The sequence below is a fragment of the Mesorhizobium sp. P171375 genome (assembly GCF_057786075.1).
Map to the genome: position 1 here is coordinate 3,689,721 of NZ_JBYNWF010000001.1, position 24,076 is coordinate 3,713,796.

The 24,076-nt window shown below is 63.8% G+C and carries 26 protein-coding genes; 12 read left to right on the top strand and 14 right to left on the bottom strand.

Annotation, left to right across the window (positions count from 1 at the left end; translation table 11 throughout):
- Positions 1 to 55 precede the first annotated feature (55 nt).
- Entirely contained in the window at positions 56 to 718 is a 663-nt protein-coding gene (locus tag ACYHH6_RS17765) for a LexA family transcriptional regulator (RefSeq protein WP_352560757.1), read from the bottom strand.
- A gap of 80 nt (positions 719 to 798) precedes the next feature.
- On the opposite strand from ACYHH6_RS17765, the gene ACYHH6_RS17770 reads away from it, so the two are divergent.
- The 3 genes from ACYHH6_RS17770 to ACYHH6_RS17780 all read left to right on the top strand — a co-directional run bounded on the left by ACYHH6_RS17770 (position 799) and on the right by ACYHH6_RS17780 (position 2,661).
- A complete protein-coding gene (locus ACYHH6_RS17770) occupies positions 799 to 1,137 on the top strand; it encodes a hypothetical protein (protein ID WP_352587497.1) in 339 nt (112 codons plus the stop codon).
- An 83-nt stretch (positions 1,138 to 1,220) separates the two neighbouring features.
- A complete protein-coding gene (locus tag ACYHH6_RS17775; RefSeq protein ID WP_352587500.1) occupies positions 1,221 to 1,913 on the top strand; it encodes a GcrA cell cycle regulator in 693 nt (230 codons plus the stop codon).
- 148 nt (positions 1,914 to 2,061) lie between these two features.
- Positions 2,062 to 2,661 (top strand): DUF6456 domain-containing protein, encoded by a 600-nt coding sequence (locus ACYHH6_RS17780; RefSeq protein ID WP_352587503.1) that lies wholly within the window; start codon positions 2,062 to 2,064, stop codon positions 2,659 to 2,661.
- 72 nt (positions 2,662 to 2,733) lie between these two features.
- On the opposite strand, the gene ACYHH6_RS17785 is transcribed toward ACYHH6_RS17780, so the two are convergent.
- Positions 2,734 to 3,054, bottom strand: coding sequence for a hypothetical protein (locus ACYHH6_RS17785; RefSeq protein ID WP_352587506.1), 321 nt, complete (start codon positions 3,052 to 3,054; stop codon positions 2,734 to 2,736).
- A gap of 519 nt (positions 3,055 to 3,573) precedes the next feature.
- Positions 3,574 to 4,854, bottom strand: coding sequence for a DUF763 domain-containing protein (locus tag ACYHH6_RS17790; protein WP_352587509.1), 1,281 nt, complete (start codon positions 4,852 to 4,854; stop codon positions 3,574 to 3,576).
- Between the two features lie 519 nt (positions 4,855 to 5,373).
- On the opposite strand from ACYHH6_RS17790, the gene ACYHH6_RS17795 reads away from it, so the two are divergent.
- On the top strand, positions 5,374 to 6,018 hold the full coding sequence (locus ACYHH6_RS17795) for a peroxiredoxin-like family protein (RefSeq protein ID WP_352587512.1): 645 nt from the start codon (positions 5,374 to 5,376) through the stop codon (positions 6,016 to 6,018).
- 171 nt (positions 6,019 to 6,189) lie between these two features.
- Positions 6,190 to 7,071, top strand: coding sequence for a transglutaminase family protein (locus ACYHH6_RS17800; RefSeq protein WP_352587515.1), 882 nt, complete (start codon positions 6,190 to 6,192; stop codon positions 7,069 to 7,071).
- Positions 7,072 to 7,268: 197 nt separating this feature from the next.
- Here ACYHH6_RS17800 and ACYHH6_RS17805 read toward each other — a convergent pair whose 3' ends face one another.
- Positions 7,269 to 9,209 carry an acyltransferase family protein gene (locus ACYHH6_RS17805; protein WP_352587518.1) on the bottom strand — a complete coding sequence of 647 codons (1,941 nt, stop codon included), beginning with the start codon at positions 9,207 to 9,209 and terminating at the stop codon, positions 7,269 to 7,271.
- A gap of 318 nt (positions 9,210 to 9,527) precedes the next feature.
- Positions 9,528 to 9,749, bottom strand: a complete 222-nt coding sequence (locus ACYHH6_RS17810) for an alkylphosphonate utilization protein (RefSeq protein ID WP_112567164.1) — start codon at positions 9,747 to 9,749, stop codon at positions 9,528 to 9,530.
- A 186-nt stretch (positions 9,750 to 9,935) separates the two neighbouring features.
- Between ACYHH6_RS17810 and ACYHH6_RS17815 the strand changes: the two genes are divergently transcribed.
- Positions 9,936 to 10,289: a cupin domain-containing protein gene (locus ACYHH6_RS17815; protein WP_112567167.1), complete on the top strand. Its 354-nt coding sequence runs from the start codon at positions 9,936 to 9,938 to the stop codon at positions 10,287 to 10,289.
- A 102-nt stretch (positions 10,290 to 10,391) separates the two neighbouring features.
- Here the strand turns inward: ACYHH6_RS17815 and ACYHH6_RS17820 are convergent, their stop codons facing one another.
- A complete protein-coding gene (locus ACYHH6_RS17820; protein ID WP_352587522.1) occupies positions 10,392 to 10,631 on the bottom strand; it encodes a hypothetical protein in 240 nt (79 codons plus the stop codon).
- 169 nt (positions 10,632 to 10,800) lie between these two features.
- Here ACYHH6_RS17820 and ACYHH6_RS17825 point away from each other — a divergent pair, with 169 nt between their 5' ends.
- A complete protein-coding gene (locus tag ACYHH6_RS17825; protein WP_352587525.1) occupies positions 10,801 to 10,974 on the top strand; it encodes a hypothetical protein in 174 nt (57 codons plus the stop codon).
- Positions 10,975 to 11,052: 78 nt separating this feature from the next.
- Positions 11,053 to 11,505, top strand: a complete 453-nt coding sequence (locus ACYHH6_RS17830; protein WP_352587528.1) for a pyridoxamine 5'-phosphate oxidase family protein — start codon at positions 11,053 to 11,055, stop codon at positions 11,503 to 11,505.
- Between the two features lie 329 nt (positions 11,506 to 11,834).
- Here the strand turns inward: ACYHH6_RS17830 and ACYHH6_RS17835 are convergent, their stop codons facing one another.
- The 7 genes from ACYHH6_RS17835 to ACYHH6_RS17865 form a co-directional block, all read right to left on the bottom strand.
- Positions 11,835 to 12,905 (bottom strand): sensor histidine kinase, encoded by a 1,071-nt coding sequence (locus ACYHH6_RS17835; RefSeq protein ID WP_352587531.1) that lies wholly within the window; start codon positions 12,903 to 12,905, stop codon positions 11,835 to 11,837.
- A gap of 756 nt (positions 12,906 to 13,661) precedes the next feature.
- Complete coding sequence (locus ACYHH6_RS17840; protein WP_352560725.1) at positions 13,662 to 14,492, bottom strand: metal ABC transporter permease; 831 nt, start codon at positions 14,490 to 14,492, stop codon at positions 13,662 to 13,664.
- Entirely contained in the window at positions 14,476 to 15,270 is a 795-nt protein-coding gene (locus tag ACYHH6_RS17845) for a metal ABC transporter ATP-binding protein (protein ID WP_352587534.1), read from the bottom strand. The genes ACYHH6_RS17840 and ACYHH6_RS17845 overlap by 17 nt, the downstream gene beginning before the upstream one ends.
- A 26-nt stretch (positions 15,271 to 15,296) precedes the next feature.
- Positions 15,297 to 16,178, bottom strand: a complete 882-nt coding sequence (locus tag ACYHH6_RS17850) for a metal ABC transporter solute-binding protein, Zn/Mn family (protein ID WP_352587537.1) — start codon at positions 16,176 to 16,178, stop codon at positions 15,297 to 15,299.
- A 286-nt stretch (positions 16,179 to 16,464) separates the two neighbouring features.
- Entirely contained in the window at positions 16,465 to 17,526 is a 1,062-nt protein-coding gene (locus tag ACYHH6_RS17855; protein ID WP_352587540.1) for a maleylacetate reductase, read from the bottom strand.
- Positions 17,523 to 17,786: a dioxygenase family protein gene (locus ACYHH6_RS17860; protein WP_352587542.1), complete on the bottom strand. Its 264-nt coding sequence runs from the start codon at positions 17,784 to 17,786 to the stop codon at positions 17,523 to 17,525. The genes ACYHH6_RS17855 and ACYHH6_RS17860 overlap by 4 nt, the downstream gene beginning before the upstream one ends.
- Before the next feature lie 56 nt (positions 17,787 to 17,842).
- On the bottom strand, positions 17,843 to 18,322 hold the full coding sequence (locus ACYHH6_RS17865; RefSeq protein WP_352587544.1) for a hypothetical protein: 480 nt from the start codon (positions 18,320 to 18,322) through the stop codon (positions 17,843 to 17,845).
- Here ACYHH6_RS17865 and ACYHH6_RS17870 point away from each other — a divergent pair.
- Entirely contained in the window at positions 18,284 to 19,018 is a 735-nt protein-coding gene (locus tag ACYHH6_RS17870) for a class I SAM-dependent methyltransferase (RefSeq protein ID WP_352587547.1), read from the top strand. The genes ACYHH6_RS17865 and ACYHH6_RS17870 overlap by 39 nt on opposite strands.
- 100 nt (positions 19,019 to 19,118) lie before the next feature.
- Positions 19,119 to 20,657, top strand: coding sequence for a winged helix-turn-helix domain-containing tetratricopeptide repeat protein (locus ACYHH6_RS17875; protein WP_352587550.1), 1,539 nt, complete (start codon positions 19,119 to 19,121; stop codon positions 20,655 to 20,657).
- Between the two features lie 43 nt (positions 20,658 to 20,700).
- On the opposite strand, the gene ACYHH6_RS17880 is transcribed toward ACYHH6_RS17875, so the two are convergent.
- Positions 20,701 to 20,994: a hypothetical protein gene (locus ACYHH6_RS17880; RefSeq protein WP_352587553.1), complete on the bottom strand. Its 294-nt coding sequence runs from the start codon at positions 20,992 to 20,994 to the stop codon at positions 20,701 to 20,703.
- Between the two features lie 231 nt (positions 20,995 to 21,225).
- On the opposite strand from ACYHH6_RS17880, the gene ACYHH6_RS17885 reads away from it, so the two are divergent.
- Positions 21,226 to 22,773 carry a winged helix-turn-helix domain-containing tetratricopeptide repeat protein gene (locus ACYHH6_RS17885; RefSeq protein ID WP_352587556.1) on the top strand — a complete coding sequence of 516 codons (1,548 nt, stop codon included), beginning with the start codon at positions 21,226 to 21,228 and terminating at the stop codon, positions 22,771 to 22,773.
- Positions 22,774 to 23,059: 286 nt separating this feature from the next.
- Positions 23,060 to 23,944: an AraC family transcriptional regulator gene (locus ACYHH6_RS17890; RefSeq protein ID WP_352587559.1), complete on the top strand. Its 885-nt coding sequence runs from the start codon at positions 23,060 to 23,062 to the stop codon at positions 23,942 to 23,944.
- Positions 23,945 to 24,076 lie beyond the last annotated feature (132 nt).

Sequence of the window (24,076 nt, forward strand, 5' to 3'; positions counted from 1 at the left end):
GGCCATCTCCCCCGCAAGGGGGGAGATTAGCTGTATGGCCGCCGGCGCCCGCGCCTCACATATCGATCATCGAGCGCTTCACCCGGCCGATGATGGTGATGGCGCCTTCGAGCGCTGGCGGCGGGATGTCCATGTAGGAGGCCGGCTGGAAGGGCGGGTTCTCGTTGGGGCGATAGCGCTTGTAGGTGGCTTGGCCGCTTTCGTCGGAAATGACGTAGCAGCCATTGGTCACCAGCCGCTTGTCGCGCAGGTTGACGAAGATGATCGAATCCGGCGGCGAGATCTTGTTCATCGACGGGCCATCGACGCGCAGCGCAATCCACTGGCCCTGCTCGAGATCGGTGGTGGGGATGGTCGGATAATCGCTGAGATTGACCACCATGTCCTGGCTGCCGAGTTCGCCGGCGCTGATCCACGAGACGATGGGCACGTCGACCGTAGCCAGCGACGGCATCGGGATCTGCCGGCCCGCCTCGTCAAAGCCGAAATGGCCGCCCGCAAGGCTGCCGCCCTCACCGTTGAACAGCAGCCAACCGGGGTCGACGCCGAACAAGCGGCCGTATTTCTCCGCCGCCTTGCGCGACAGCGGCCGGTTGCCGTTCTCGTGGCTGATCAGCGTGTTCTTGTTGATGTCGCGCAATGCCCGCGCGGCGTCGCTCGGCGAGGCATAACCCGCCTCCGCCCGTGCCTGCTGCAATCTGTGCCTCGGTTCCTGCATCGTACAAATTGCCTGAAATTTATCGTCCAATACGTACGATTTCGCTTGCGTACGTTTCGTACATATCGTACGCTTAGCGCATGATCAAACAAACCGCAAGCGTTTCCGCAGGCATCGTCAGCTTTCTCCAATCGTCCGGGCCGTCCTCCTCCCCGGTCCGGACGCCAACCGGGGCTTTTGCCCCGGATCCGGTCGGCCTCCCCCTGTCGATCGGAACGGCCGGAGCCGCTCCTCTCCCGGCTCCGGCCACCTTTTTGCCCGATGGCGGGCAGGGCATCTCCTGTATCCGCACGGAAGACGGCACTGTCATCCTGTTTGACCGGCTGACGGGGAGGGCGGTTTCCGCCCTCACCAAAGCGGCAGCGGAAGCTGCATTGCGGCATCTCGTAGGCTCCCTGCCGGCTGCCAGCACCGCCTGACAATACCAAACCCGACGTTCTGAACTTTTGCCTTGGCCCTCAGGCCGAGCGCCTGCCTTTGCGCGCAAATCAATGGATCCGACATGACTGCCTATACCGAGACCGAATTGCAGGAGATTGCCGTCTGGCTCAGGGATGGCCTGTCGGCGGCCAGGATCGCCATCCGCTTCACGGCGCTGCGCGGCAGCCCGGTCTCGCGCAACGCCATCATCGGCATCGTCCACCGCAACAGCGCGCTGAAGACCATCGGCTTTGCCAATCCCCAGGGCGGCCGGTCCGGCGGCCGACCCAGGAAGAATGCGGCAAGGGCGAGTGCGGCCAACGAGAACACCGCGGGGAAGAATGCGCCGGTGCAGCCGAACAAGCCCGTAAGGCAGCCCGACGTTTCGAAGCAGGCAGCACCAACCGCGCCGGTCGCCAAACCGGCCCGTCAGTCACCGGCCAAGCCACTGTCGCCGCCTCGGCCGGCACGCTCGATCCCGGGCGAGGGGCGACTGGTGGTCGACGGCGAAATCTACCGCTTCAAGATGCCGGCGCCGCGCCCCGCCACCATCGGTCGCCAGCCGCATGTCGCCGCCATGCGCTTCATCGATTGTCTGTTCGACCGCTGCCGCGCGCCGCTCGACCTGATGCTGGAGGAAGACCCCGAAAATGATGAGCCAGGCAGCCGGCCGGGACCGGACATGCTGTGCTGCGGCCTGCGCACAAGGGCGCTGAAAAGCTATTGCACCTATCACCAGGCGCGCTTCCACCGGCCTGTGGTGGAGGTGGTGTAGGCACCAGTTTCGGCGAGGGCTGATCGCCAGGCATCGGCTCCGGTGCGCTGGCGAAGCGATGAGCAGTGACACGTCGGCGGGACAGAGAGGGGGCGCGAAGGAACGCCAACCTTTCCAGCTCAACAATCCACCCCACAAGGATCACCCGATGAGCAAAAAAACCGCGCAGAAAGCAAAGCCGCCAAAACTGCCCAAAGACGAAGCCGAGCAGGTGCGCATTCGTCGCGAGATCGGCCATGATTTCGCGCTGAAGGATGATCGCTTCGGCCGCAAGCGGCTCAGCGTCGGTACCGAGGAGGCGCGGCGCGTCTACGAGGTTTCCAATGGCGGGTACACCGCGACCGGCGGCGTCGTGCGGCTGCGCAATGTCGATCCGCTCGTCGGCATCACCTCGCTGACGCGCCAGCAGCGCGAGGCCGGCCAGCGCTTTCGCGATGATTTCGAGCGCGCCTCACGCGACGGGCTGCGGCCGATGCCTTGGGAAGAACGCGTCGACGGCGGGCGCATCAATAGCGGCATGCCCGACCGCGTTCTCAACGCTGGCCGCGCCCATGCTGGCGCCAATGCCGCATTGGCGCATTGGGAACTGGCCGACGCCGTGCGCCAGATCTGCCTCGAAGGCCAGTCGGTGAAGGCGCTTGCCGAGCGTACCGGCGAGGGACGCGATGTGGTGGTGAAGCTGCTGAAGGTCGGGCTGGATCTGCTGGCGGTGCACTACGGGATCATGCTGATGCGGAAGCCGCGATAAGGCGGGCAGTTCCCGGGGAGGCAAAAGCGGCCGGCCGACAGATGCCGGCCGGACCGGTTCACGCTACCAGGGTCACCATTCGCAAACGCGAATTTCCTCAACGATCCTGTGGTGATGGCGCCAATGCTTGACCAGCTCTATGTGGCAGCGGCGATGATGCCTGTGGTACCTGTGATACCGGTGATACCTGTAGCTGTTATCGTAGGCATCATACTGATAGTAGGGCCGAGGTGCGTAGCGATCGCGGTAATAGTCGCGATATCCGTCATTGTAGTAATCGTCATAGTGGCCGTTACCGATGCCGATCACGACGCGCCCGCCGGCATTCGCCGGGGCAATCATCGCTGCCGCTGCGGAGATGGCGATAATCGAAGCAAGCAGGAGCTTTCTCATGGCTGCCTCCTGTTCAAGGTTGATCTAATATAACCCCCGGAGCGCGACCTCGTTCCATAGTTTTTACGAGGGTAAGCCAGCGTCACCGCCTGTCAGCCATCATCCTCCCTTTTTTGATCCGTTCGCCACGCCTGTTGAAGGGCGCAGCGTGAAGGGTATGAAAACAGGCGCTTGGAGCAATTCAGTGGATCAAGTCCTGAGCCGGAAGGTGCCTACAGGAGCATTTACACAAGGGTAGCGCCGCCCCTCATCCGCCTGCCGGCACCTTCTCCCCGTATAGTGACGGGGAGAAGGGAACAGCCGCGACCTCGGCGCCCTTTCTGCGAAGTTGGCGATTGGCGAAAGCGGCGAGGACGGCATCTTTCTCCCCGTCACTATACGCGGAGTTGAGGAATGGTCCGCGAAGCGGACGAAAAGCCAATTGCTTGGCTTTTCGAATGACGAACGTCCGACAGGACAATGAGGGGCGGCGCTGACAGACGATCCTTATCAATGCGCCAGGCCGATTCAGCGTGCGTGCTAGGCACCCTTCTTCAGCGGCTTCCGCACTTCACCATCCTCCGGCGCCTTCTCCCACCCGAACACACTGCGCCCGCCAAGCAGATGCGACTGGTCGAACTCGCCGGCGACGATCTCCTTCAGGCTCGGCCCGGTGACGTAGCGCTCCAGCCGCCGCGCTTCGCCATCCAGCCGCTGCAGCGCGCCGAGCTCTTCCTCGCGGCCGAGCTTTGCCTTGCCGACGGCCGATTTCAGCACCGCGATCGTCTCGTCATAGACTTTCAGCGGTACCGGGAAGGGGTGGCGGTCCTTGCCGCCATGGGCGAGCGAGAAGCGCGCCGGATCGGAGAAGCGGCAAGGCGCGCCGTGCACCACCTCCGCCACCATGGCCAGCGCCCGCACGGTGCGCGCGCCGACGCCGGGCACCAGCAGCAGTTCGGGGAAATCCGCCGGCCCGCTTTCGATGGCGGCGGAAATGTTGCCGTGCAGCCGGTGCATGACGATGTCGCTCTCGCGTACGTCGTGATGCGCCGGCATCACCAGATTGGGCAGCATCGGCTGCGCGCCTGGTTTTGCGGGCGGCGCGTTCGACGGCGGCTCCAGCACGGCAAGCTTGTCAAGGATCCGCTCCGGGCTCATGGTCTTCAACAGGTCGAGCTGCCCGGTCCGCGACGGCTCGGCGCGATGGTCGGTGAGGTTGACGATCTCGCCTTGCGTCTCGCCCTCGATCGCCGCATGCGGCTGGTCGACGAAGCTGGTCAGCCCTTCCGACAGCCAGTGGTAGCGGCGCGCCTGGCGGCTGTCGCCATTCATGCCTTGCTGCACCACCACCCAGCGGCTGTCGTCGGTGACGATGAAGCCGTGCAGATAGAGGTCGAAGCCGTCCTGAACGGCCGCACTGTCCACCTTGGCGACCAGGCGGCTGGCGGTGGCGAGCGCCGCGCCATCGATGCCGACGCGCTCGCCGATCGCGGTCAGCTCCTGTGGCGTCTTGCGCGAATGCGCGCCGCGCCCGCCGCAGACATGAATGCCGAGCTCACGCGACATCGGGTTCAGCCCGCGCTTCAGCGCGCCGACGACCGAGGTGGTGATGCCCGAGGAGTGCCAGTCCATGCCCATGACGGCGCCGAAGGACTGGAACCAGAAGGGATGCGCCAGCCGCCGCAACAGCTCGTCGCGGCCATAGTGATGGATGATCGCCTCGCACAGCACAGCACCCAGCCGCATCATGCGCTCGCCCAGCCATTTCGGCACCCGCCCGCCATGCAGCGGCAGGTCCGCACTGCCGCTTCGCTGAGTCAAGTTTCGCCTCCGTGGATGTCGGCGCACCGGCGGTGCGCCTGTGATCTAGATGGCATCTGGGTGGAGATTTGCAAGCGTGGTGGGCGCAGCACCCGTCGCCGCTCGGCTAAGCGCAAGCCTGGGTGAGAACTCGGCTTCGACTACGGCAAATTCGATTTCGTCATCCACCAGGGCCAGCCGGTGCTGCTCGACGCCAACCCGACACCCGGCCGCCCGAGAAGCGTGCGCTCCATGCTGGTGGAGGCGGCGGCGAATCTGGCTGATGGGTTTGAGGGGATGATGGGCCGTTGTGTTGTCCCATGGCGCGGATGAGACGACCCGCCGTTTACCGCAGCACTTGAGACAGCTTGCGAAACGGGCGACCTGCAGATGCTTTTTCGTGTTATGATGCGCTTGCAGTGCACGCAATCTCGACCTCGGCAAAATGGCAGAGGTCGAAAGCTATTTTTGTCTTGGCGCCCCGGCACGGGCTCAACTCCGAAACGCTGGGTGTGCTTATCCGGGGCGAGGAGGTTGTCCATGTCCACGAGTAGTGTCGACCGCCCACTGCAGCCGGGCGACCGGGCGCCGAATATTGTGCTCGATGCGATCTCCCGCGAAGGCAAAATCGCGCTGGACGATTTTCGAGGCCGAAGCCCGTTGTTGATCGGTTTGTTTCGAGGCCTGCACTGTGCCTTCTGTCGCCGCAATGTCGCGGCAATGGCGCAACTCGAGCCGGCCCTGCGTGAGAGAGGCGTCGAATGCCTGGCGGTGGTCAATACGCCGGTCGAGCGGGCGCGGCTCTATTTCCGTTACCATCCGGCACCCGATCTTCTCGCCGCGTCCGACCCGGAGCGGGCCTCACACCGTGCTTTCGGCTTGCGCGAGGTCGGAATGGACAAGGTCATGGGGCTCCGGATCCATCTCCCAGGCGAGTTGCCCGAGCCTATGGACCCCATGGCAATGGATGAGTTTCTCAACAAGAAGGAGGGGTATGAGATTACGGAAGCCGATCAGCAAATGATGGCTTCCGCTAAGGAGCTGCTTGTCGGTCAGTTCCTAATCGACCGAGGGGGCATTGTACGCTGGAGCTTCACTGAAGGTCTGGAGGATGGCCCCGATATTACGTTCAAGACACCGAACCCCGAGGAACTGATGTCGGCGGCTTCCCAAGTTGCACATTAACAGGCTGTCAGAGGCTGACGTTCGCGCCTTAGGAACGGCGCCTGCGCCATCCGATCGCGCGAGGGTCGCCTGCGCGAAAACACTCCGCGCATGCCCCCAAACATGCCCCATCGGATGCACATCGAAAACACGATATGATCGCGCCGCAGGTGAATTTGCCGACGGACGCCGATGCCCATCTTCTCAGTCAAGCACACGACCGTCTATCGCTATCGCCAGCCCGTGAGCTTTGGCGAGCATCGGGTGATGTGTCGGCCGCGCGACAGTTTCGATCAGCGGCTGCTGGACCATGCTTTGTCCGTGGACCCCGAACCGAAGGCGGTTGGCTGGATCCATGACGTTTTTGGCAATTGCGTTGCGGTGATCGATTTCGAGGGTTCGGCCAAGGAACTCCGTTTCGCCACAGACATCCGGCTCGATCACACGCCGCAGCATGCGCCCGATTTCCGCATCGATGAGACCGCGCTGATTTATCCATTCTCCTACGATCCCGACGAGGCGGCCGACCTTGCTCAGACCATGGAGCGCCATCATCTCGACGACGGCGACGAGGTCGGCAAATGGGCGCGACAGTTCGTCAGTGCTACGGGACACACCGAGACCGGCAAATTGCTGATGACGCTCTGCTACGCCATCCACGAGAGCTTCGTCTATTCCCGGCGGGTCGAAACCGGGACGCAGCCGCCGCTGATGACCTTGCATCTGCGCAAAGGCACATGCCGGGACTTTGCGCTTTTCATGATGGAGGCGGTTCGCTCGCTCGGCTTTGCTGCCCGCTTCGTGACCGGCTACGTCTATGTGCCGAGCCGCGACAGTATCGAAATCCGCGGCGGAGGATCGACGCATGCCTGGTGCCAGGTCTACCTGCCTGGCGCCGGCTGGGTCGAGTTCGATCCCACCAATGGCATTGTCGGCAACCGGGATTTGATCAGGGTGGCCGTGGCCAGGCATCCTCAACAAGCCATACCGCTTTCTGGAAGCTACTCCGGCAGTGCCTCGAGTTTCCTGGGGATGACCGTTGAGGTGAAGGTGACGAAGGAAACCGGCACATAGGCTCCCTCGGCATGGGTTTCTCCAGCATGGCGTTCGGCCGCCGACAGGCGGGAGCCGGGTGAAAGGTGCTCCAGCCTGGAAGCACCTCTCACCCGCATTTGCCCCGATCCGGGAGGGGACGGATCGGAGCAATGTGACCTCTCCCTTATGCAGAAAGGTCAGGCCGCCAGCGCCCCCGCTGTTCCCATCTAACCCCCCTAAAACAGCGCCTTCTCCACCACCGGCTCCAGCGATTCCGCAAACGGTGTCGCCAGATGGTGGCGGTCGCGGTAGGCGAGTTTGCCGTTGATGAAGGCGTGGCAGGTGTTCTGGTCGCAGAACTGGTTGGTCAGGTCGATGTAGCTGGCGCCGGGCACGGCGCGCACGATGTCGCGCTCTATCGCCGCGCCGGCATCGTTGGCGGCCTCGGCCCGTTTCTGGTCGCACAGCGACGGCGTCTGCCCGCGCCACAGGGCGCGCGCCACGCAGGTGTCGACATGGTCGTCGTTGAACGGCACGTCGCGGATGAAGGCGACCTTCAGTCCGGCCCGGCTGAATGCGGTGAGCGTCGCGCGCAGGCCGGCGCGCGCATCGGCATCCCGGCTTTCGGGCATCTGCATGCCGACCGACATCTTGCGCAAACTCGACTGCGCGATCTCCGAGATCACCACCAGGCTCGGCCGCGCGGCGATGATCTGCCTGATCGATCGCTCGCGCCACTGATCGCACTCGGTGTAGTCGCGTTTCAGCTTGCTCACCCAGACCGTCATCCGCGAGGCCCGGCAGGACGATTTGAGCCAGGTGACGACCTTGGTGTCGTTTTTCTCGGCCGCCTCGATCAGCGGCGTCGACCAGTGGTCGGCATGCGAGTCGCCGAACAGCGCGATGGTGCGCCCGGCGGTCCTGGTCCCGAACATGCAAGGTTTTGGCGTCACCGTCTCATAGCTGAGAACGCAGCCGGCCTCGCGGGCAGTGGAGGGGCGCGCCGCGCTGGCGGCGATGCTGCGCTGCTGCGGATCGAGATCGTGGACGACCAGCCTGGCATTGGCGTAGGCGGCTGCGACGCCGGTGCCGGTGAGGAGGACAGCCGGCACCAGCGCCCGCGCCGCATTGGCCATCAGCCAGCCGTTGCGGCGGATCGGGTTTTCGATGACATGGTAGGTAAACAGCGACAGCGCCAGCGTCAGCGCCATGCAGCCGAGCCGCTGCAGCAGTGAAAGCTCGGGCACCAGCGTCGCGGCAAAGACGATCACCGGCCAGTGCCAGAGATAGAGCGAGTAGGAGAGCTTGCCGACCCACTGCAGGGGCGGCAGCGCCAGGACGGCACTGGGGCCATTCCTGACGCCGGCCGCTCCCGCCAGCAGCAACAGCACGGTTCCGGCTACCGGCATCAGCGCCATGAAGCCGGGGAAGGGGGCGTCCTCGTTAAAGCTGAGATAGGCGCCGCCGATGAACGCCAGGCCGAGCCATGCCAGCGGCGCGGCGAGAAGCGGGCGGTCCTGCCAGAATTTTTGCGGCACCATGGTCGCCAACCCGCCGGCGGCGAATTCCCAGGCGCGCAGTGGCGAGAAATAGAAGGCCCAGGGCTGCGCCATGGTGGTGAGCCAGGCACAGACGGCGAACGAGATGAGGCCGGCAATGCCGATCACCAGGATTGCGCCGCGCTTGCCGGGGCGCAGCCATGCCGCCAGCACAAGCAGCGCCGGCCAGGCGAGATAGAATTGTTCCTCCACCGACAGCGACCAGAAATGGATGAACGGGTTGCTGGTCGCATCCGCCGCGAAATAGTCGAACGACCAGCGGATCAGCCAAAGATTGATCATGTAGGCCGAGGCGTACATGGCGCCCTTGGAATAGAGCGACTGTTCCTCCGGCGCCAGGATGAAGGCGCCGGCCACCAGCGTGGCAAGGATGACGAACAGCGACGCCGGCAAAAGCCGCCTGGCGCGCCTGGCGTAGAAGCGCCACAGGTCCAGCCGTCCGGTCTCGGCGATTTCTGCGAGCAGATGGCGGGTGATCAGATAGCCCGAGATGACGAAGAAGATGTCGACGCCCGCAAAACCGCCGGGCAGGCCGGTGAGGCCGAAATGGAAGGCGATGACACCGGCAACCGCCAGTGCGCGCAATCCTTCGATATCGGGCCGGAACGATGCTGGCACGGTGAAACCTCGTCCTGTCGCATGATCCCGGAGCAAAGTCCGCCTGGCCGAGATGCCGGTAACATCTCGCCGGGGATCACACGTGCTGCAGCGTCCCTGCGCGCCGGGATGGACGCGTGGGGCCGTAGCCGTTGACAGCCCGCCCGATGCAAAGACTCGACCCTGCAGGCCGATATCGCAATGCAACAAATCTAACGCAGTGCAACATAAGTGGAGGTTAACTCTCTTCTCCCGTTCACGCGGAGAGGGGACGCTCTTACCCCACTTCTCCAATCTCCGACATTCGGGGTCGGCACCCGCCTCGCCTCTGCCTTGCAATCACGCCTTCTTCAAAAACTCCGTTTTCAGCACCAGGCCCTTGACCTGCCTGGTGTTGCATTCGATCTCACCAGGATTGCCGGTGAGGCGGACGTTCTTCACCAGCGTGCCGCGCTTGATCGTCTCCGATGTGCCCTTCACCTTGAGATCCTTGATCAGGGTGACGGAATCGCCCTCGTTCAACTGGGTGCCGTTGCTGTCTCTAACGATCGCGTCTGTCATGGTGAGCCTTTCCTGCTGCTGGTTTTCGCGCAGCCGCACGCTTCGCCTATCCCGCCGATGCCGGCCCGGTCAAGCGTGGCAGGCTATGGCCGCGCCGGCGCCCACCGCAACCGCCCCCGCGTTGCCCTTGTCATGCGCATCGGCTATTTCACCGCCAGCCAATGCAGGCGCAAACGGAGCCCGACCATGACCAACACCACCATCCTCAAATTCGGCGCTGTCGAGCATTCCGATGGCGAAGACTTGCCGGGCTGGATCGTGGTCGAGGGCAGGCCGACCATGCAGACCGCCGTCCAGCACACCACCGCCGACGGCAAGGTGATGTCGGGCACCTGGCGGGCCTCGCCCGGCACCTACCACGCCACCTATACCGACTACGAGTTCGTGCACATGATCGCCGGCCGCATCATCATCACGCCGGATGGCGGCACGCCGGTCGAGGTGGGTCCGGGCGATGCGTTTGTGGTCGAAGCCGATTTCAAGGGCACCTGGCAGATCCTCGAGCCGGTGACCAAGCACTTCGTCGTCAGGGCTTCCTGATCGACCGTCGTCAGGGCTTCCTGATCGACTCGTCGTCAAGCTTGCTTGATCGACGTCGTCAGGGGTTGCCTGATCGACGCCAATATCACAGATCGGCGCGCTTCATCGCGCCGGTTTGTCGCGCGTCCTCTGCGGAATGCATTGCGGCGCCGATCTGCCGATGATCCTGTTGATTATGGCTTCATCGGCGTCTTCATTGCCGGTGAGTTCGCGCAGCAGATCCCTTGCATGCTGGATCCAATACCGCTCGACGATCAGCCCTTCGGCGACCGAGAGCCTGAACGCACTTCTGACAATGTCGAAGTCGTGCGCGGATATGAAGGGTGCGGTGTTGTCTTCCATCGTATGGCTCCCGCAGGGCGGGAGTACGATGTACACTCTCAAGCACCGGTGCCCGTGACATGGCCGGCGACCCCGGTGTTATACGCTCTGGCAAAACATTAGCGAGTCATTCCGCTCGCGGTGGAACCGATCACCATCCCCGACGGTTGTCTCGCAGGAAGGCGGCCCCATGCCCCTCACGGTTCGAGCCACACTCTGCGAAATCCGCGACGACCTCCATGCCTTGCGCAAGACGGTGGCCGCGCGCGGCCAGATCGAACCCATCCAAGCCATCGATGCGCTGATCGGCGTTGCCGAAGGGGAAGCGATCCGGGCCATCCGGCGCATCGATCTCGGAGCCTGATTTTCAACGCACACATTTCAACGCACACGATTATCGACGGGAAGAACAAATGGATATCAGGGAGATGACGCAGCAGGAATGCACCACCATGCTGAAGTCGGCCAGGCTCGGCCGCCGGCCTGCGTCCACGAAAACAGGCCTTACGTGGTGCCGATCCACTTTGCCTTCGGCGACAATTTCATCTTCAGCTTCTCGCTGCCGGGCAAGAAGGTCGAATGGATGCGAGAGAACCCGAATGTTTGCCTGCAGGTCGACGATGTCGGCGGCGTCCACGGCTGGAAGAGCGTTGTCGTCGACGGCCTGTTCGAGGACCTGCCCAAGGCGCCCGCGCTCGACGCCACGATCCCCGCCAGGGATCAGCAGACACCTGCATCCAATCACGACCGGGAGTTTGCCTGGTCGCTGCTGCAGAAGCACTCCAATTGGTGGGAGCCGGGCGCGTTGAAACCCGGCGAGCAGGCCGGTTCGGGCAGCCATCTGTTCTACCAGATCAGGATCGAGGCGATATCGGGGCGACAGGCGTATCGCTAGGCGCGCCGCCCGACAGGGACGGGGGCACCAGTCGCCGGCGAGGCCATTGCAGGATTGGAACGTCTTGGTGCTCGAGCGCGTTTATGTCCATCAGGGAGTATCAAAAACAAATGGCCATTCACACGGATTACCGAACGAATAGAGCCGACTATGCGATTGCAGCAAAGCCGAAGCTGACTGGCACTGCTGTTGCGGCTGAGGCGAAAAAGAAGGCGGTGCGACTTAACGATCAGCTTAACGATCAGCGTTCCGCCAGGCTGTCAGCAAATCCATCGGATACATCGGACAAGCCAAAACCCAGATCGCGCGGGTAGGTTTGGTCGCCAACGCTACGCCGCGCGCGGTATCCGCGACGTGAACGTCGCCCTGGTCACTGACACGCTGGTGCCGTTGGAGTCGCTGATGACATCCACCCGCGCTTCCAGCTGTTTGACCAGCGCTTCGACGATGGCTGTTCCGAGGCCGGTAGTCGGCGCGGCGCCGGTCGGCTTGCCGATGCCATTGTCCGAGACCGTCAGCTTCCAGTCGCTGCCATTGGTCTCGTAGGACACGTGGATCAGCGCTGCAGCCTTCTCCCGGGGGAAGGCATATTTGATCGCGTTGAGCACCAGTTCGGTGACGATCAGCCCGAGGCTGACTGCCTTTTGCGAGTCCATCCTGCCGCCTTGAGCGGTGACCTTGACGGCGATCGGCTGGGCGTCGCCGACCATCGATGAAGCGAGACTACTGCACAGTTTCGGCAGATAGGAGCCGACATCGATTTCGTCGAGACCGGCCTCGGTGTGGAGATGACGCTGCACTTCGGCGACCGACAGCACGCGCTGATGGGCGTCCCTGAGGTGCTGGCGGGTTTCCTCGGAGGTGACGGATCGCGCCTTCAGCAACAGGATGCTGGCGATGATCTGCAGGCTGTTGGCAACCCGGTGCTCCATCTCGCGCAGCAGCACATCCTTCTGCCGCAGCAATTCTTCGGTGCGGCCGAGAAGCTCGGCTTTTTCCTTCTCGATGACGCGGCGCGCCGTTATGTCGTTGAAGGCAAGCAGGATGGTGATGGCCGAACTGTGGTCGTAGAGGACTTTCCGCGCGTTGAGCAGCATCGTGCGCCGGCCGATATTGGGGAAATCATAATCGACCTCGAAGCCGTCCATGGCGGTCTTCTCGGGAATGATCGTCTCCAGCAACAGACGCAGGGCGGGAATATCCCATTGGCCGTCGCCGAGCGCATAAAGCAAGGCGCCGTGCGTCTGTTCTGGGTCGACCTTGAAGGTCTGATAGAAGGAGCGGCTGGCCGCCAGCACATGAAACTTTTCGTCGAGCACGAGGAAGGGTTCGACAATCGTATTGACGATCGCCTGCGCCAGCGTCTGCGCGTCCTCGATATTCGCGATGGGGTGGAACAAGGCTCAAAGCCGATCTGGAGGCGCACCGCCTCCGCTCAACTTCATCTTCTACATCATTGCCGGCCTGGAGTCGCGAACTGAATCGATGTGGCTCCCGCCGCCTTGCGCAGTCGCCAGCGCCCCCCTCATCCCGTCGGGAAGAGGAGGACGTAGCAAAGCGAATATCGGTTAAGGGGGCGTCACCTCGTTCGCTTCGAACCGATGCGGATCGGAAAGCTGAGACGATGGCGTTTTGCGATGCCTGGGTCGAGAGAACGCAGGCCAGGACTGCTGTCGGGTCGCCGGCGCGTTAGCCAAGAGCGAGCGGCGCACTCCGAGAGTGCATGCCGCCCGTCCGGCGCCGGGCCGTCATTGCTGTTGTAACGAAACCCCCCAGCCCCGTCTCAACCGCCACGGCCATGGCGTGACCCATGGCTTGGTATACGCATGCACCCCCGCGGTCTGTCAACGCCCGTCCAGAGGGATGCCTGGAGGTCGATTTTGTGCCTCCCGGCTGGCTTTCCGGCCAACTGCCCGGAGGCCATCTGTCACGGCAAAAATCGTTGTAAGTGGCGGTTTTCCGGGCTTTCCCGCGGCTCGGGAGCGGCGCCGCCGGCGTCACTTCCGTCGCGATCTAGGCGCTTGAATCGATTTGCCTTTCCCGGCTGAAACGTTTCAGGAGGCTGGTTTTCAATCTGACTTTTTTTGGGTGTAATTCCCCAACGTCCGTTTTGGGCTTGCTAGTCGGTCTGGCCGATCCGCCGCCCGGCATTGCAATCAGGGATTGCCGTCGGCCAATCGCGCCTCCGGTGCTGCCGTCGAGCGCCGCGCCATGCCGCTGATGACATAGGCGGCAGCGCCCAGCGCCGTGATCCAGAAGCTGGTCGGCCAGTCGGTCAGGAAGGCGAGCGACAGGCTGATCCACGCAATGACGACGGCAAGCGCGATCGAGGCCAGCACGCCGGCGGCGACGCCGCTGGTCAGCCTGAGCGCGGTGGCGGCGGGCGCCACCATCAGCGCGAAGACCAGCAGCACACCGACGATCTGCACCGCCTCGGAGGTGGCGACGGCGACCAGCACCATGAACAGGGTCGAGACCAGGGTGATCGGCACGCCGCGCGCTTCGGCGAGTTCCGGCTGCAGGCTGGCGAACAGCAGCGGCCGGGCGATCAGCACCAAAGCGGCGAGGATCGCCACCGCCAGCACCGCCAGCACGATGACGGTGCGCAGGCTGATGCCCAGCACATTGCCGAACAGCACGTTGGTCGCCTGCGAGGCGAAGGCGGTGTAGAAATGCAGAAACAGCAAGCCGAGACCCAGCGACAGCGTCAAAACGATGCCGATGGCGACGTCGCGATGCGCGCGTTCGCCGAGCAGTCCGATACCGATGCCGGCAGCGATCGTGAACACGGTGAGCCCCAGAAACGGCGACAGTCCGATCAGACCAGCACCGGTGGCGCCGGGAAAGCCGACATGGGAGAGCGCATGGCCGGCGAAGGTCTGGCCCCTGAGCACGAGGAAATAGCCGACTGCGCCCGAAACGATGCCGACAATGGTGCAGGCATAGAAGGCGTTGCGCATGAATTCATAGTCAAAGATCGTGGACATGCGCCCCGCTTTCCAGTTCGACATCGTCGGCCATGACGAAGATGCGGCCGGCGACGCGCACCACATTGATGTGGGTACCGTAGAGCTTCGACAGCACCGGTCCGCTGATAACCTCGTCGACGGAGCCGATCGCGGCCTTGCCATTGCCGAGATAGAGCACGCGGTCGACGGCGCGCAGCAGCGGGTTGATCTCGTGCGAGCAGAACAGCACGGCGATGCCGAGCCGCTCGCCGATCTCGTGCACCAGCTCGATGATCGCGCGCTGATGCGCCGCGTCGAGGCTGATCAGCGGCTCGTCGAGCAGAAGCAGTTGCGGATCGCCGATCAGCGATTGCGCGATCAGGATGCGCTGGCGCTCGCCGCCGGAAAGTTCGGCCAGCGGCCGCCGCGCGAGATCGGTTGCGCCGATCGCTTCGAGCGCCTTCCAGGCGGCTTCCTTCTCGGCGCTGGACGGGATCGGCCAGCCCCAGCGATGCCCGCCGGCAGCACTCAGCACGAAGTCGAGGCCGCTGATGCCGACATCGCCAAGCGCGCGCCGCGCCTGCGGCATATAGCCGATTGCGGCATTGCCGCGCGTCGGCGGTTTGCCGAGCACCGAGATGGCACCGCCGGCCGGCTTTATCAGGCCGAGTATGGCGCGCAGCATCGTTGTCTTGCCGGCGCCATTGGCGCCGAGCAGGCCGATAAAAGCGCCTTGCGGAATCGAAAAGGAGACGTCGGATAAAACCCGGCGTCCCCCATAGGTCAGCGTGACCTTGTCGAATTCAATTGCGTTCATTTAGTCACGTTTATTGGCAGTCATGTTCATTGTGTGCGGGCTGCGAGCGCCTTCTGGACCGCGTCGATCTGGCCGCCGAACCAGGTCTGGATCGTCTGTCCCGCCGGTTCCGTCTCGGTGACGCCGATGACGGTGACCTTGTTCTGTTTTGCGATGTCGAGCAACCTTGTCGTGGCCTCGTCGGTCACCTGCGAATTGTAGAACAGGATCTTGGCCGAGCCGTCCTTCAGGCTGTTCTCGAATGCCGCCACCTGGGTGGCGCTCGGCTCCGCGTCGTTCATCAAGGCCACCTGGAAATCGTAGTTCAGCATCTTGAGGCCGAGCGCTTCCGCCATGTAGCCGAACACCGGCTCGGTGGCGGTCACCTCGGTGCCGGCATAGGTCTTCTTGACGTAGGCGATTTCCTTGTCAATGGCCTGGAGCGAGGTCTGGAATGCCTTCAGGTTCGCCTCGTAATGCACGGCATTGGTCGGATCGCGCTTGGCAAGATCGGCGCTCAGCGCCTTGGCGATGGCCGGCAGCGTGGCCGGGTTGTACCAAAGATGCGGATTATCGCCTGACTTCTTGCCGATCAGGTCGGCGGCAACGATGGTCGTGCGGTCTTTGCTGGTCGAGGCTGACAGCAGCTTGTCCATCCATGGATCGTAGTCGGCGCCGTTGTAGATGACGATCTTGGCGTCGGCGATGGTGCGCGCCGTCGACGGGCTGGTCTCGAACAGATGCGGATCGTCATCAGGATTGGCCAGGATGCTGGTGACCGTGACATTGCTGCCGCCGATCTGGCGGGCGAGGTCGCCATAGAAATTCTCGGCCGCCACGATGGTCAGCTTGTCTTCAGCGCGGGCGGCCGTGCCGGTCAGCAGCGGCACCGCAACCAGCAGCGCGGCGAGAAAGGGAATGGGGCGCATCCTTGGTCTCCTTGCAGTCTGGAAGGCACGTCGCCGGAGGCGGCGCCGTGTAACTGTATAACAGTAACAATATAACGTTTGCGTCAAAAATACGGCCGATGTCAATGGGCTTTTTCAGCGGCGCACTTTTTCGCGCGCACAAAAGCGTGAGCGGCCCGCGCCGATCTGGCGGGGCTCATGCTTGTCGCGATATGCAAAAGGGCAGGGCGATCGCCGCGAGGCCGCGAGCACGCCGGTCGCGGCGGTATTCCTGATGAATTCGCGGCTGGTAAGTTCCTTGTTGCCGTCAGTTTTGCGGACGCCTTCCCTCCCACGCGTCCTGCAAAAGGGCGCGGATTGCGGCGCGGTCGAAAGGCCGCGGATTCCAGTATGGATTCTTCGTCGCGATCTCGGCGGCGCGGTCGAGATCGTCCTGTTTGAGGCCGAGCTCTTTCAGCGTCAGCGGCGCGCCGACCGACTTGGCGAAATCATGCAAGCCGCCACCGGCACTGCCGCCAAAAATGTCGGCGACTGGCTTTAGCAGGTCGGGCACGGCAACAGCGTTGAAGCCGATCGTGTGCGGCAGCATCACCGCATGGGTCTCGGCATGCGGCATGTCGAAGGAGCCGCCCAGCGTGTGGCAGATCTTGTGATGCAGCGCCATGCCAACGGTGCCAAGCACCGTGCCGCACAGCCATGCGCCATAGAGCGCGTCGCCACGTGCGTCGAGATTTCTAGGCTCCTTGATCAACACCGGCAGTGCCGTCTTCATAGCGCGCAATCCTTCGGTCGCCATCAGCGTGGAAATCGGATTACGGTCCTGCGCGTAGAGCGCTTCGGCCGCATGCGCCATGGCGTTAAATCCGGAGGTGACGCTCATCGCTACCGGCAGGCCGACCGTCAGCTCCGGATCGTAGATCACCACTTCCGGCAAGATCTTTGCGTCACGCATTGTGGTCTTTTCGCCATTCTCGGTCTGGCCGAGGATCGGCGTCACCTCCGAGCCGGCATAGGTGGTCGGGATGACGATTTGCGGCAGGTCGGTGCGCCAGGCGATCGCCTTGCCGAGTCCGGTTGTCGAACCGCCGCCAAGCGCGACAACGCAGTCGGCGTTGACCTCCGTTGCCTTGGCCATTGCCGCCTCGGTTACCTCGACCGGCGTGTGCATGGTGGCGTCCGAAAAGGTGCCCGCCGCCAGCGCGCCGAGCGACTTGGCAAGCGCCTCGCCATCGGCAGCCCGATGCGGCGTCGACAGCACCAGCGCGCGCTTGCAGCCGAGCTTTTCGATCCAGGTGCCGACCTCGGAGGACGCGCCATTGCCGAAGACGATATGCGCCGGGCTGCCGGAATAGGTGAATGCTCGTGTCATGCCGCCCGGCTCCCCTTGCGCGCCATCGCCAGAACGAAGGCGAAATCGAGCGACCAGCTTTCGCCGGCACGTTTGAAATCGCCGACCAGTTCCGGCTTGACGCCGAAGAGTGCGTCTTCGCTGAGATGCGGATCGCTACTCTCGAAGACCTGTGTGGTCAATGTCTCGAAGCCATCGGCGCGGATGATGAAGTGGGTGTGCGCCGGCCGGCTGAGCGGATAGTTCAACTGCCCGAGCATCTGATCAAGCGCAATGAGCAAGCGGTGATCTGGGGGGCTTAGGCGCGGCTGGCTCTCACGCCAATTTCGGCCGAATTTCAGCCTGCGGTCAGGACGGTTGACCGGGATCCAGGCACCATGGCTGCATTCCACGTGGCTGAAGGATACGCCATGACGCCCGCCGAAATCGTCCTTGCCGCATTCACGGTCTTCAAGCACTGCAGATCGTGTCCTACATCCCGCAGATCGTCTGTGTCGTACGCGATCGCCATGGCGCCTCGGCTATCGACCTGGATCATCCGGCTCGCCGGCAGTGCTGCGACCACGGCATATGCGTTCGTCAACGTATGGGACATCTGGCTTGCCGCTGTGAACGCCGTGTACACGCTTTGCTGTCTCGCCTTCATACTCCTCACCGCGTGGAAACGGGCGCGGCATCGTGATCTCGAATGGACATCGTCGGCGCCCGGCCCCTCTTTGGCCCCGCTGTAGGAAAGCAGCAGGCAGAACCACAGACTTGAAACGGGAACAAAACCGCCATGGCAGACGCGCACATCAAACACTGGGACGAGAACCATTCCCGCGGCTTCCTGGACAACGGGCGCTATTTCGTGCCGGAACGCGAGCGCCAGATCGAGATCATCGCCGACCTCATTCCGCAACCCGCGCCGGGCGGCCTGCTGGTGGAGCTGTGCTCGGGCGAAGGGCTGCTCAGCCGCGCGCTGCTGGAGCGCTTTGCCGACTGCCATGTCCTGGCGCTCGACGGCTCGGCCGAAATGCTGGAGCAGACGCGGCAAACCTGCCGCGACCATGCCGGCCGCCTGACCGCGGCCGAGTTCGAGCTGGCGGAGCGCGACTGGCGAGGTTTTGCCGAGCCGCCGCATGCCATCGTCTCCTCGCTCGCCATCCATCATCTCGACGGCCGCGAGAAGCGGACATTGTTTGCCGACCTTGCGGCGGCGCTTAGCCCCGGCGGGGTACTTATTGTGGCCGACATCGTGCGCCCGCCAAGCGCCAGCGGCCTCGCCATCGCCGCGCGGCAATGGGACGAGGCGGTGCGCGCCCGGGCGCTGGCGATCGACGGCGATCTCGCCGCCTTCGCCGAGTTCAATCGGCTGGGCTGGAATTACTTCCGCAACCCCGACGGCGAACCGATCGACAAGCCGTCCTCGCTGGCCGAGCAACTCACCTGGCTTGCGCAAGCGGGCTTCACTGAAGTCGACTGCGCCTGGCTGTTCGCCGGCCACGCCATCTTTAGCGGGCGAAAGCCTTGATGTCTTGGGGCGGGCGTGATGTCTTCGAGCATGCGACGGCCGTGACAGACTCCTAGCCGTCGCGCGGATCGAATTGGTTGACGTCTCCTCGAGGGGCGACATGACGACGTTCGAATTCTCCGGCCACAGGCTCGATCTGCACAGGGGCAGGCTGCAGAGGGGCGGGCACGACGTCGACCTGCGCGCCAAGTCGCTCTCGTTGCTCGTCTACCTCCTGGAAAATGCCGGCCGCGTCATCGGCAAGGACGAGTTGGTCAATGCGGTCTGGCCGAACATCGCCGTTTCCGACGATTCGCTTACCCAATGCATGAAGGACATCCGCAAGGCGCTCGGCGCCGAGGCCGATGGCCTGATCCGCACCGTGCTGCGGCGGGGCTATGTGATCGACGAGGAGCGCGTGCGCCGCCTCGAGGATCGGGTCGCGACCGGGAGCGGGGAGGGCAGCGCCGACGACAGGCCGTCGATCGCGGTGCTGCCTTTTGAGAATCTCAGCGGCGACCCGGCGCAGGACTATTTCGCTGACGGCATGGTCGACGAGATCACCACGGCACTGTCGCGCATGCGCTGGCTGTTCGTCATCGCCCGCAATTCGAGCTTCGCCTACAAGGGCGAGGCCGACGGCGTGAAACGGGCTGGAGCCGAACTCGGTGTGCGCTACGTGCTGACCGGCAGCGTCCGCAAGGCCGGCGATCACATCCGCCTCACCGGACAGCTCATCGACTCCGCTTCCGGCAAGACGATCTGGGCCGACCGCTACGACGGCATCATGGCCGATGTGTTCGACCTGCAGGACCGGCTTTCGGAGAGTGTCGTCGGCGCCATCCAGCCGTCCATCCTGTCGGCCGAGATCGAGCGTTCGCGGCGCAAGCGGCCGGAAAGCCTCGCCGCCTACGACTACGTGCTGCGCGCCTTTCCGCTCACCTGGTCGCTCGAGCGCGCGCAGAACGAGGAGGCCGGCACGCTGCTTGAACGTGCGATCGCGATCGAGCCGGATTATCCGCTGGCGCTTTCGCTGCTGGCCTGGTGCCATCTGCAGCGCGCGGGCTACCGCTGGACCGAAACGCCGGCCGCTTCCCGGGAGGAGGGCCTGCGCCTGGCGCAGAAGGGCGCGGCGCTCTCCGGCGACGACCCGATGGTGCTTGCCGTACTCGGCGCGGCGCATTCCTTTGCCCGCGAGTACGATGTCGCCGACATATATCTGGCGCGGGCGCGAGCGCTCGATCCGAATTCCGCCTGGGCCTGGCTGCGCAGCGCCTGGCTCGATGTCTATCGCGAGCGGCCCGAGGCGGCGATCGAGAAGTTCGAGCATTTCGAACGGCTGAGCCCGCGCGACCCGATGGGCTACATGGCCGAGATCGGCATCGGCGCCGCGCATTTCGTCGCCGCGCGCTATGACGAGGCGGTGGCGCTGACGCAGCGCGGCCTTAGTCACCAGCCGGGCGCCTGGTGGGGACTGCGCCTGCTGGTCACGGCGCTGGTTCATGCCGGTCGCAAGGACGAGGCACGGCACGCTTGCCGCAGGCTCATGGAAACCTACCCGGGCCTCACCATTGCCAGGGTTGGCGACGCCTCGCCCTTCGACGCGGGCACGAGCGAACGCATCGCCGCCGGCCTGCGCGAGGCCGGCCTGCCGGACTGACCATGATCCGGAACCAGATCCGGTGCGGGGCTTGCGCCGGTGCTCAGCATTCGCGGCAATGGCGGCGATCATCTACTATCTGCGCAAGCACCTCGGTGGGGTCGCGCTCGACCGGCAGGGTGAGCGCGTTTTCAATGTCGAAGGCGGTCAGGCCGATGTCGCGGCGCTCGCATTCACTCATAGCGGCAAGCACGGCCAGCTCGCCGCGCGCCTTCCAGAAGCGCGGCAGCCATAACAGCGTCCATTTCGCCGCCGCGTACAGCCGGAAAAACAGGGAGAAGGAAGGGCGCCGCCCGTAGCCGGTTTCGGCACCGATGAAATGATCGATCGTCGTCATGGGGTTTGTCTCCGTGCTGGACATGGTTGCCTCCTGTTGTGATCTCCGGCATTCGGCGCAGCCTTGGCCTGTGCGTCGGTTGCAGTGATCTCGCCCACGCGTTGCGGCTTCGGTTTTCTTGCCACCTTCATCGTTGAGTGCGAGATTGCGCTCGTCCGAGATGCATGTCCGGAAAGCGGTCTGAAAGAGTACTGACGAAGCCCTGAAAATTGCGAGGAGCAGACAGTCGCGATGAACGCCGAGCCGCAGCCGATCTATCGCTTCGCCGGCTTCAGCCTCGACACGCGCGCCGGAGTGTTGCGCGACGGTTCGGGCGAGATCGCGCTGCGCCCGAAATCGCTCGACCTGCTGATTTTTCTTATCCGCAACGCCGGCCGGCTGGTCTCGAAGGACGAGCTGCTGCATGCGGTGTGGAGCGACGTGATCGTCACCGAAGATTCGCTCACCCAATGCATCAGCGACATCCGCCGCGCCCTGGGCGACAAAGCGCAGACGCTGGTCCGCACCATGCCACGCCGTGGCTACATGTTCCCCGGCGAAGTGCTGGAGCGACCGCCAGCTGTCGATGCGCGTCCGTCGCCTCAGCTCCCCGACAAGCCGTCGCTCGTCGTGCTTCCGTTCGAGAACCTGTCGTCGGACCCGGAGCAATCCTACCTCGCCGACGGCACGGTAGAGGAGATCACGGCGGCGCTGGCGCGCATTCGCGGCCTGTTCGTCATGTCGCGCAACTCGGCCTTTGCCTACCGCGGCCAGGCGCTCGACCTGCCGCGCATCGGCCGCGAGCTCGGTGTCCGCTACGTGCTGGAAGGAAGCGTGCGTCGGCATCTCGATCAGCTCCGCATCTCGGCCAGGCTGATCGAGGCCGAGACCGGCAGCCTGATCTGGGCGGAAGGCTTCAAGGGTGACATCGCGGATACGTTTGCGCTGCAGGATAATGTGACGGCGGGTGTCGCAGGCGCCATCCTGCCGTCGATCCAGATGGCGGAAATCGAGCGTGCGCGCCGCAAGCGGCCGGGCGACCTGCAAACCTACGATCTGGTGATGCGCAGTCTGCCGCATGTCTGGGCGCTCGGCCGCCAGGACAATGCGATCGCCATCGAGACGCTGGAGAAGGCTTTGCTGGGCGATCCCGACTATCCGCTGGCCCTGTCGCTGCTGTCCTGGTGCCATGCGCAGCGCAGCGTCTACAATTGGTCAACCTCGCCTGAGGCCGACCGGCGCCGTGCGCTGGGGCTGGCGGAGCGATCTGCCGAACTCAACGGTGACGATCCATTTTCCCTGGCCGTGCTCGGCGCTGCCCACACGGTGTCGAGCAATTTCGTCACTGCAGCCGCGTTGCTTGAAAAGGCGTGTTCGATCGATCCCAATTCGGCCTTCGCCTGGAACAGGAGCGGCTGGGTTGCAGCCTACAGAGACGAGGTCGAGCGGGCGGTCGAATGCTTCGAGCGGTCGTTGCGACTGGGGCCGTTCGATCCCATGGTTTATACCTGTCATTTGGGTCTGGCTGTCGTGCATTTCAGCGCAGGGCGACCCGGCCAGGCGGCGGATCTGTATCTGCGTGTCCTGGCGGAGCATCCGAACGCCTTGTGGATCCTGCGTACGCTCATCCCGGCCCTGGTCGAAGCGGGACGCCTCGACGAAGCCCGGCAGCATATGGCGCGTTGTCAGCGCGAATATCCGGAGCTCACCTTGCGGGCGGTTCGCGACTCGATGCCCTTTAGAGTTGAAATTCTCGACCGACACGAAAACGCGCTGAGAAGCCTTGGAGTGCCGGAGTAGAGGACCATTTGCCGGATTGGCATTCGGACATGGATTCGGCGACCGGAGCCTCGCCTTCGGTTCCAAAGACGATCCGTCGCTTGCAGGCAGCCGGATTGCCGCACCCGCAACCGCTCTACCTCGACCACAAAACGTCAAAAAAGTATCAGTCATGTGGACAGACCGTGGTGGCGGCTGCAACAATTGCCGCCTAAGCTTTGATCACTGCAGAGAGCGGCATACGCGGCCTGCGGGACAAGGCACTGCAACTGGTCGCACGACCGGACCGGCGCCGGGAGGAACCGACATGAATCCGGACTTGGAAGTCGTCCAGATCAGACGTGGCGAGTCGTTCAAGGCCTGGGCCCACGGCTACCCCTTCCACACCGTGCGCTGGCACTTCCATCCCGAATACGAAATCCATCATGTCGTCGCGACGTCAGGCCGCTATTTCGTCGGTGACTTCATCGGCGAGTTCGAGCCCGGCAACCTCGTGCTGACCGGCCCCAACCTGCCGCACAATTGGGTCAGCGACGTGCCGGCCGGCGCCGTGGTGCCGCTGCGCGGCCGCGTCGTCCAGTTCTCGCAGGAGTTCATTGCCGACGCCACGACAGCACTTCCCGAGCTTGCCGGCTGCGCGCCCATCCTCGAGCTCAGCCGCCGCGGCGCTTTGTTCTCCACTGCCACCGCCAAGCTTGCCGCACCTGTGCTGGCCGAACTGGTCGAAGCGCAAGGCGTGCGCCGAATCGCTTTGTTCATGGAGCTCATTGACATTCTGAGCCGCGCCACGGATGTGCGGACGCTGACCAGCGCCAGCTATCTGCCCGATCCCTCCGGCTTCATGTCGGCCGGCGTCAACAAGGCGCTTGCCTATATCAATGCCAATCTGACCGAGCCGTTCAGCGAGAGCGATCTGGCGGCGATTGCCGGGCGCAGCCCGAGCGCGTTTTCGCGCAGCTTCCGCCGCCACACCGGCATGGCGCTGGTGCAATATGTCAACCGGCTGCGCATCAACCTCGCCTGTCAGTTGCTGATGAGCGAGGGCGACATGCCGATCACCGAGATCTGCTACGCCGCCGGCTACAACAACATCTCGAATTTCAACCGCCAGTTCCTGACGCAGAAAGGCATGTCGCCTTCGCGCTTCAGGGCCTTGCTGGCGGAAAACATCAGTGCGGAGATTGCCGCCTAACAGGGAGGACCGGGAGGAGCTTTAGACATTTTGGGAAGAAAGGACGCGGGGCGTGCGTTGGAGGTGCCCCGTGCTGGAGATCGCTTGTCCTGAAATCCAGCGATATCAAGAGGATGCGCAGCACAGATCAAG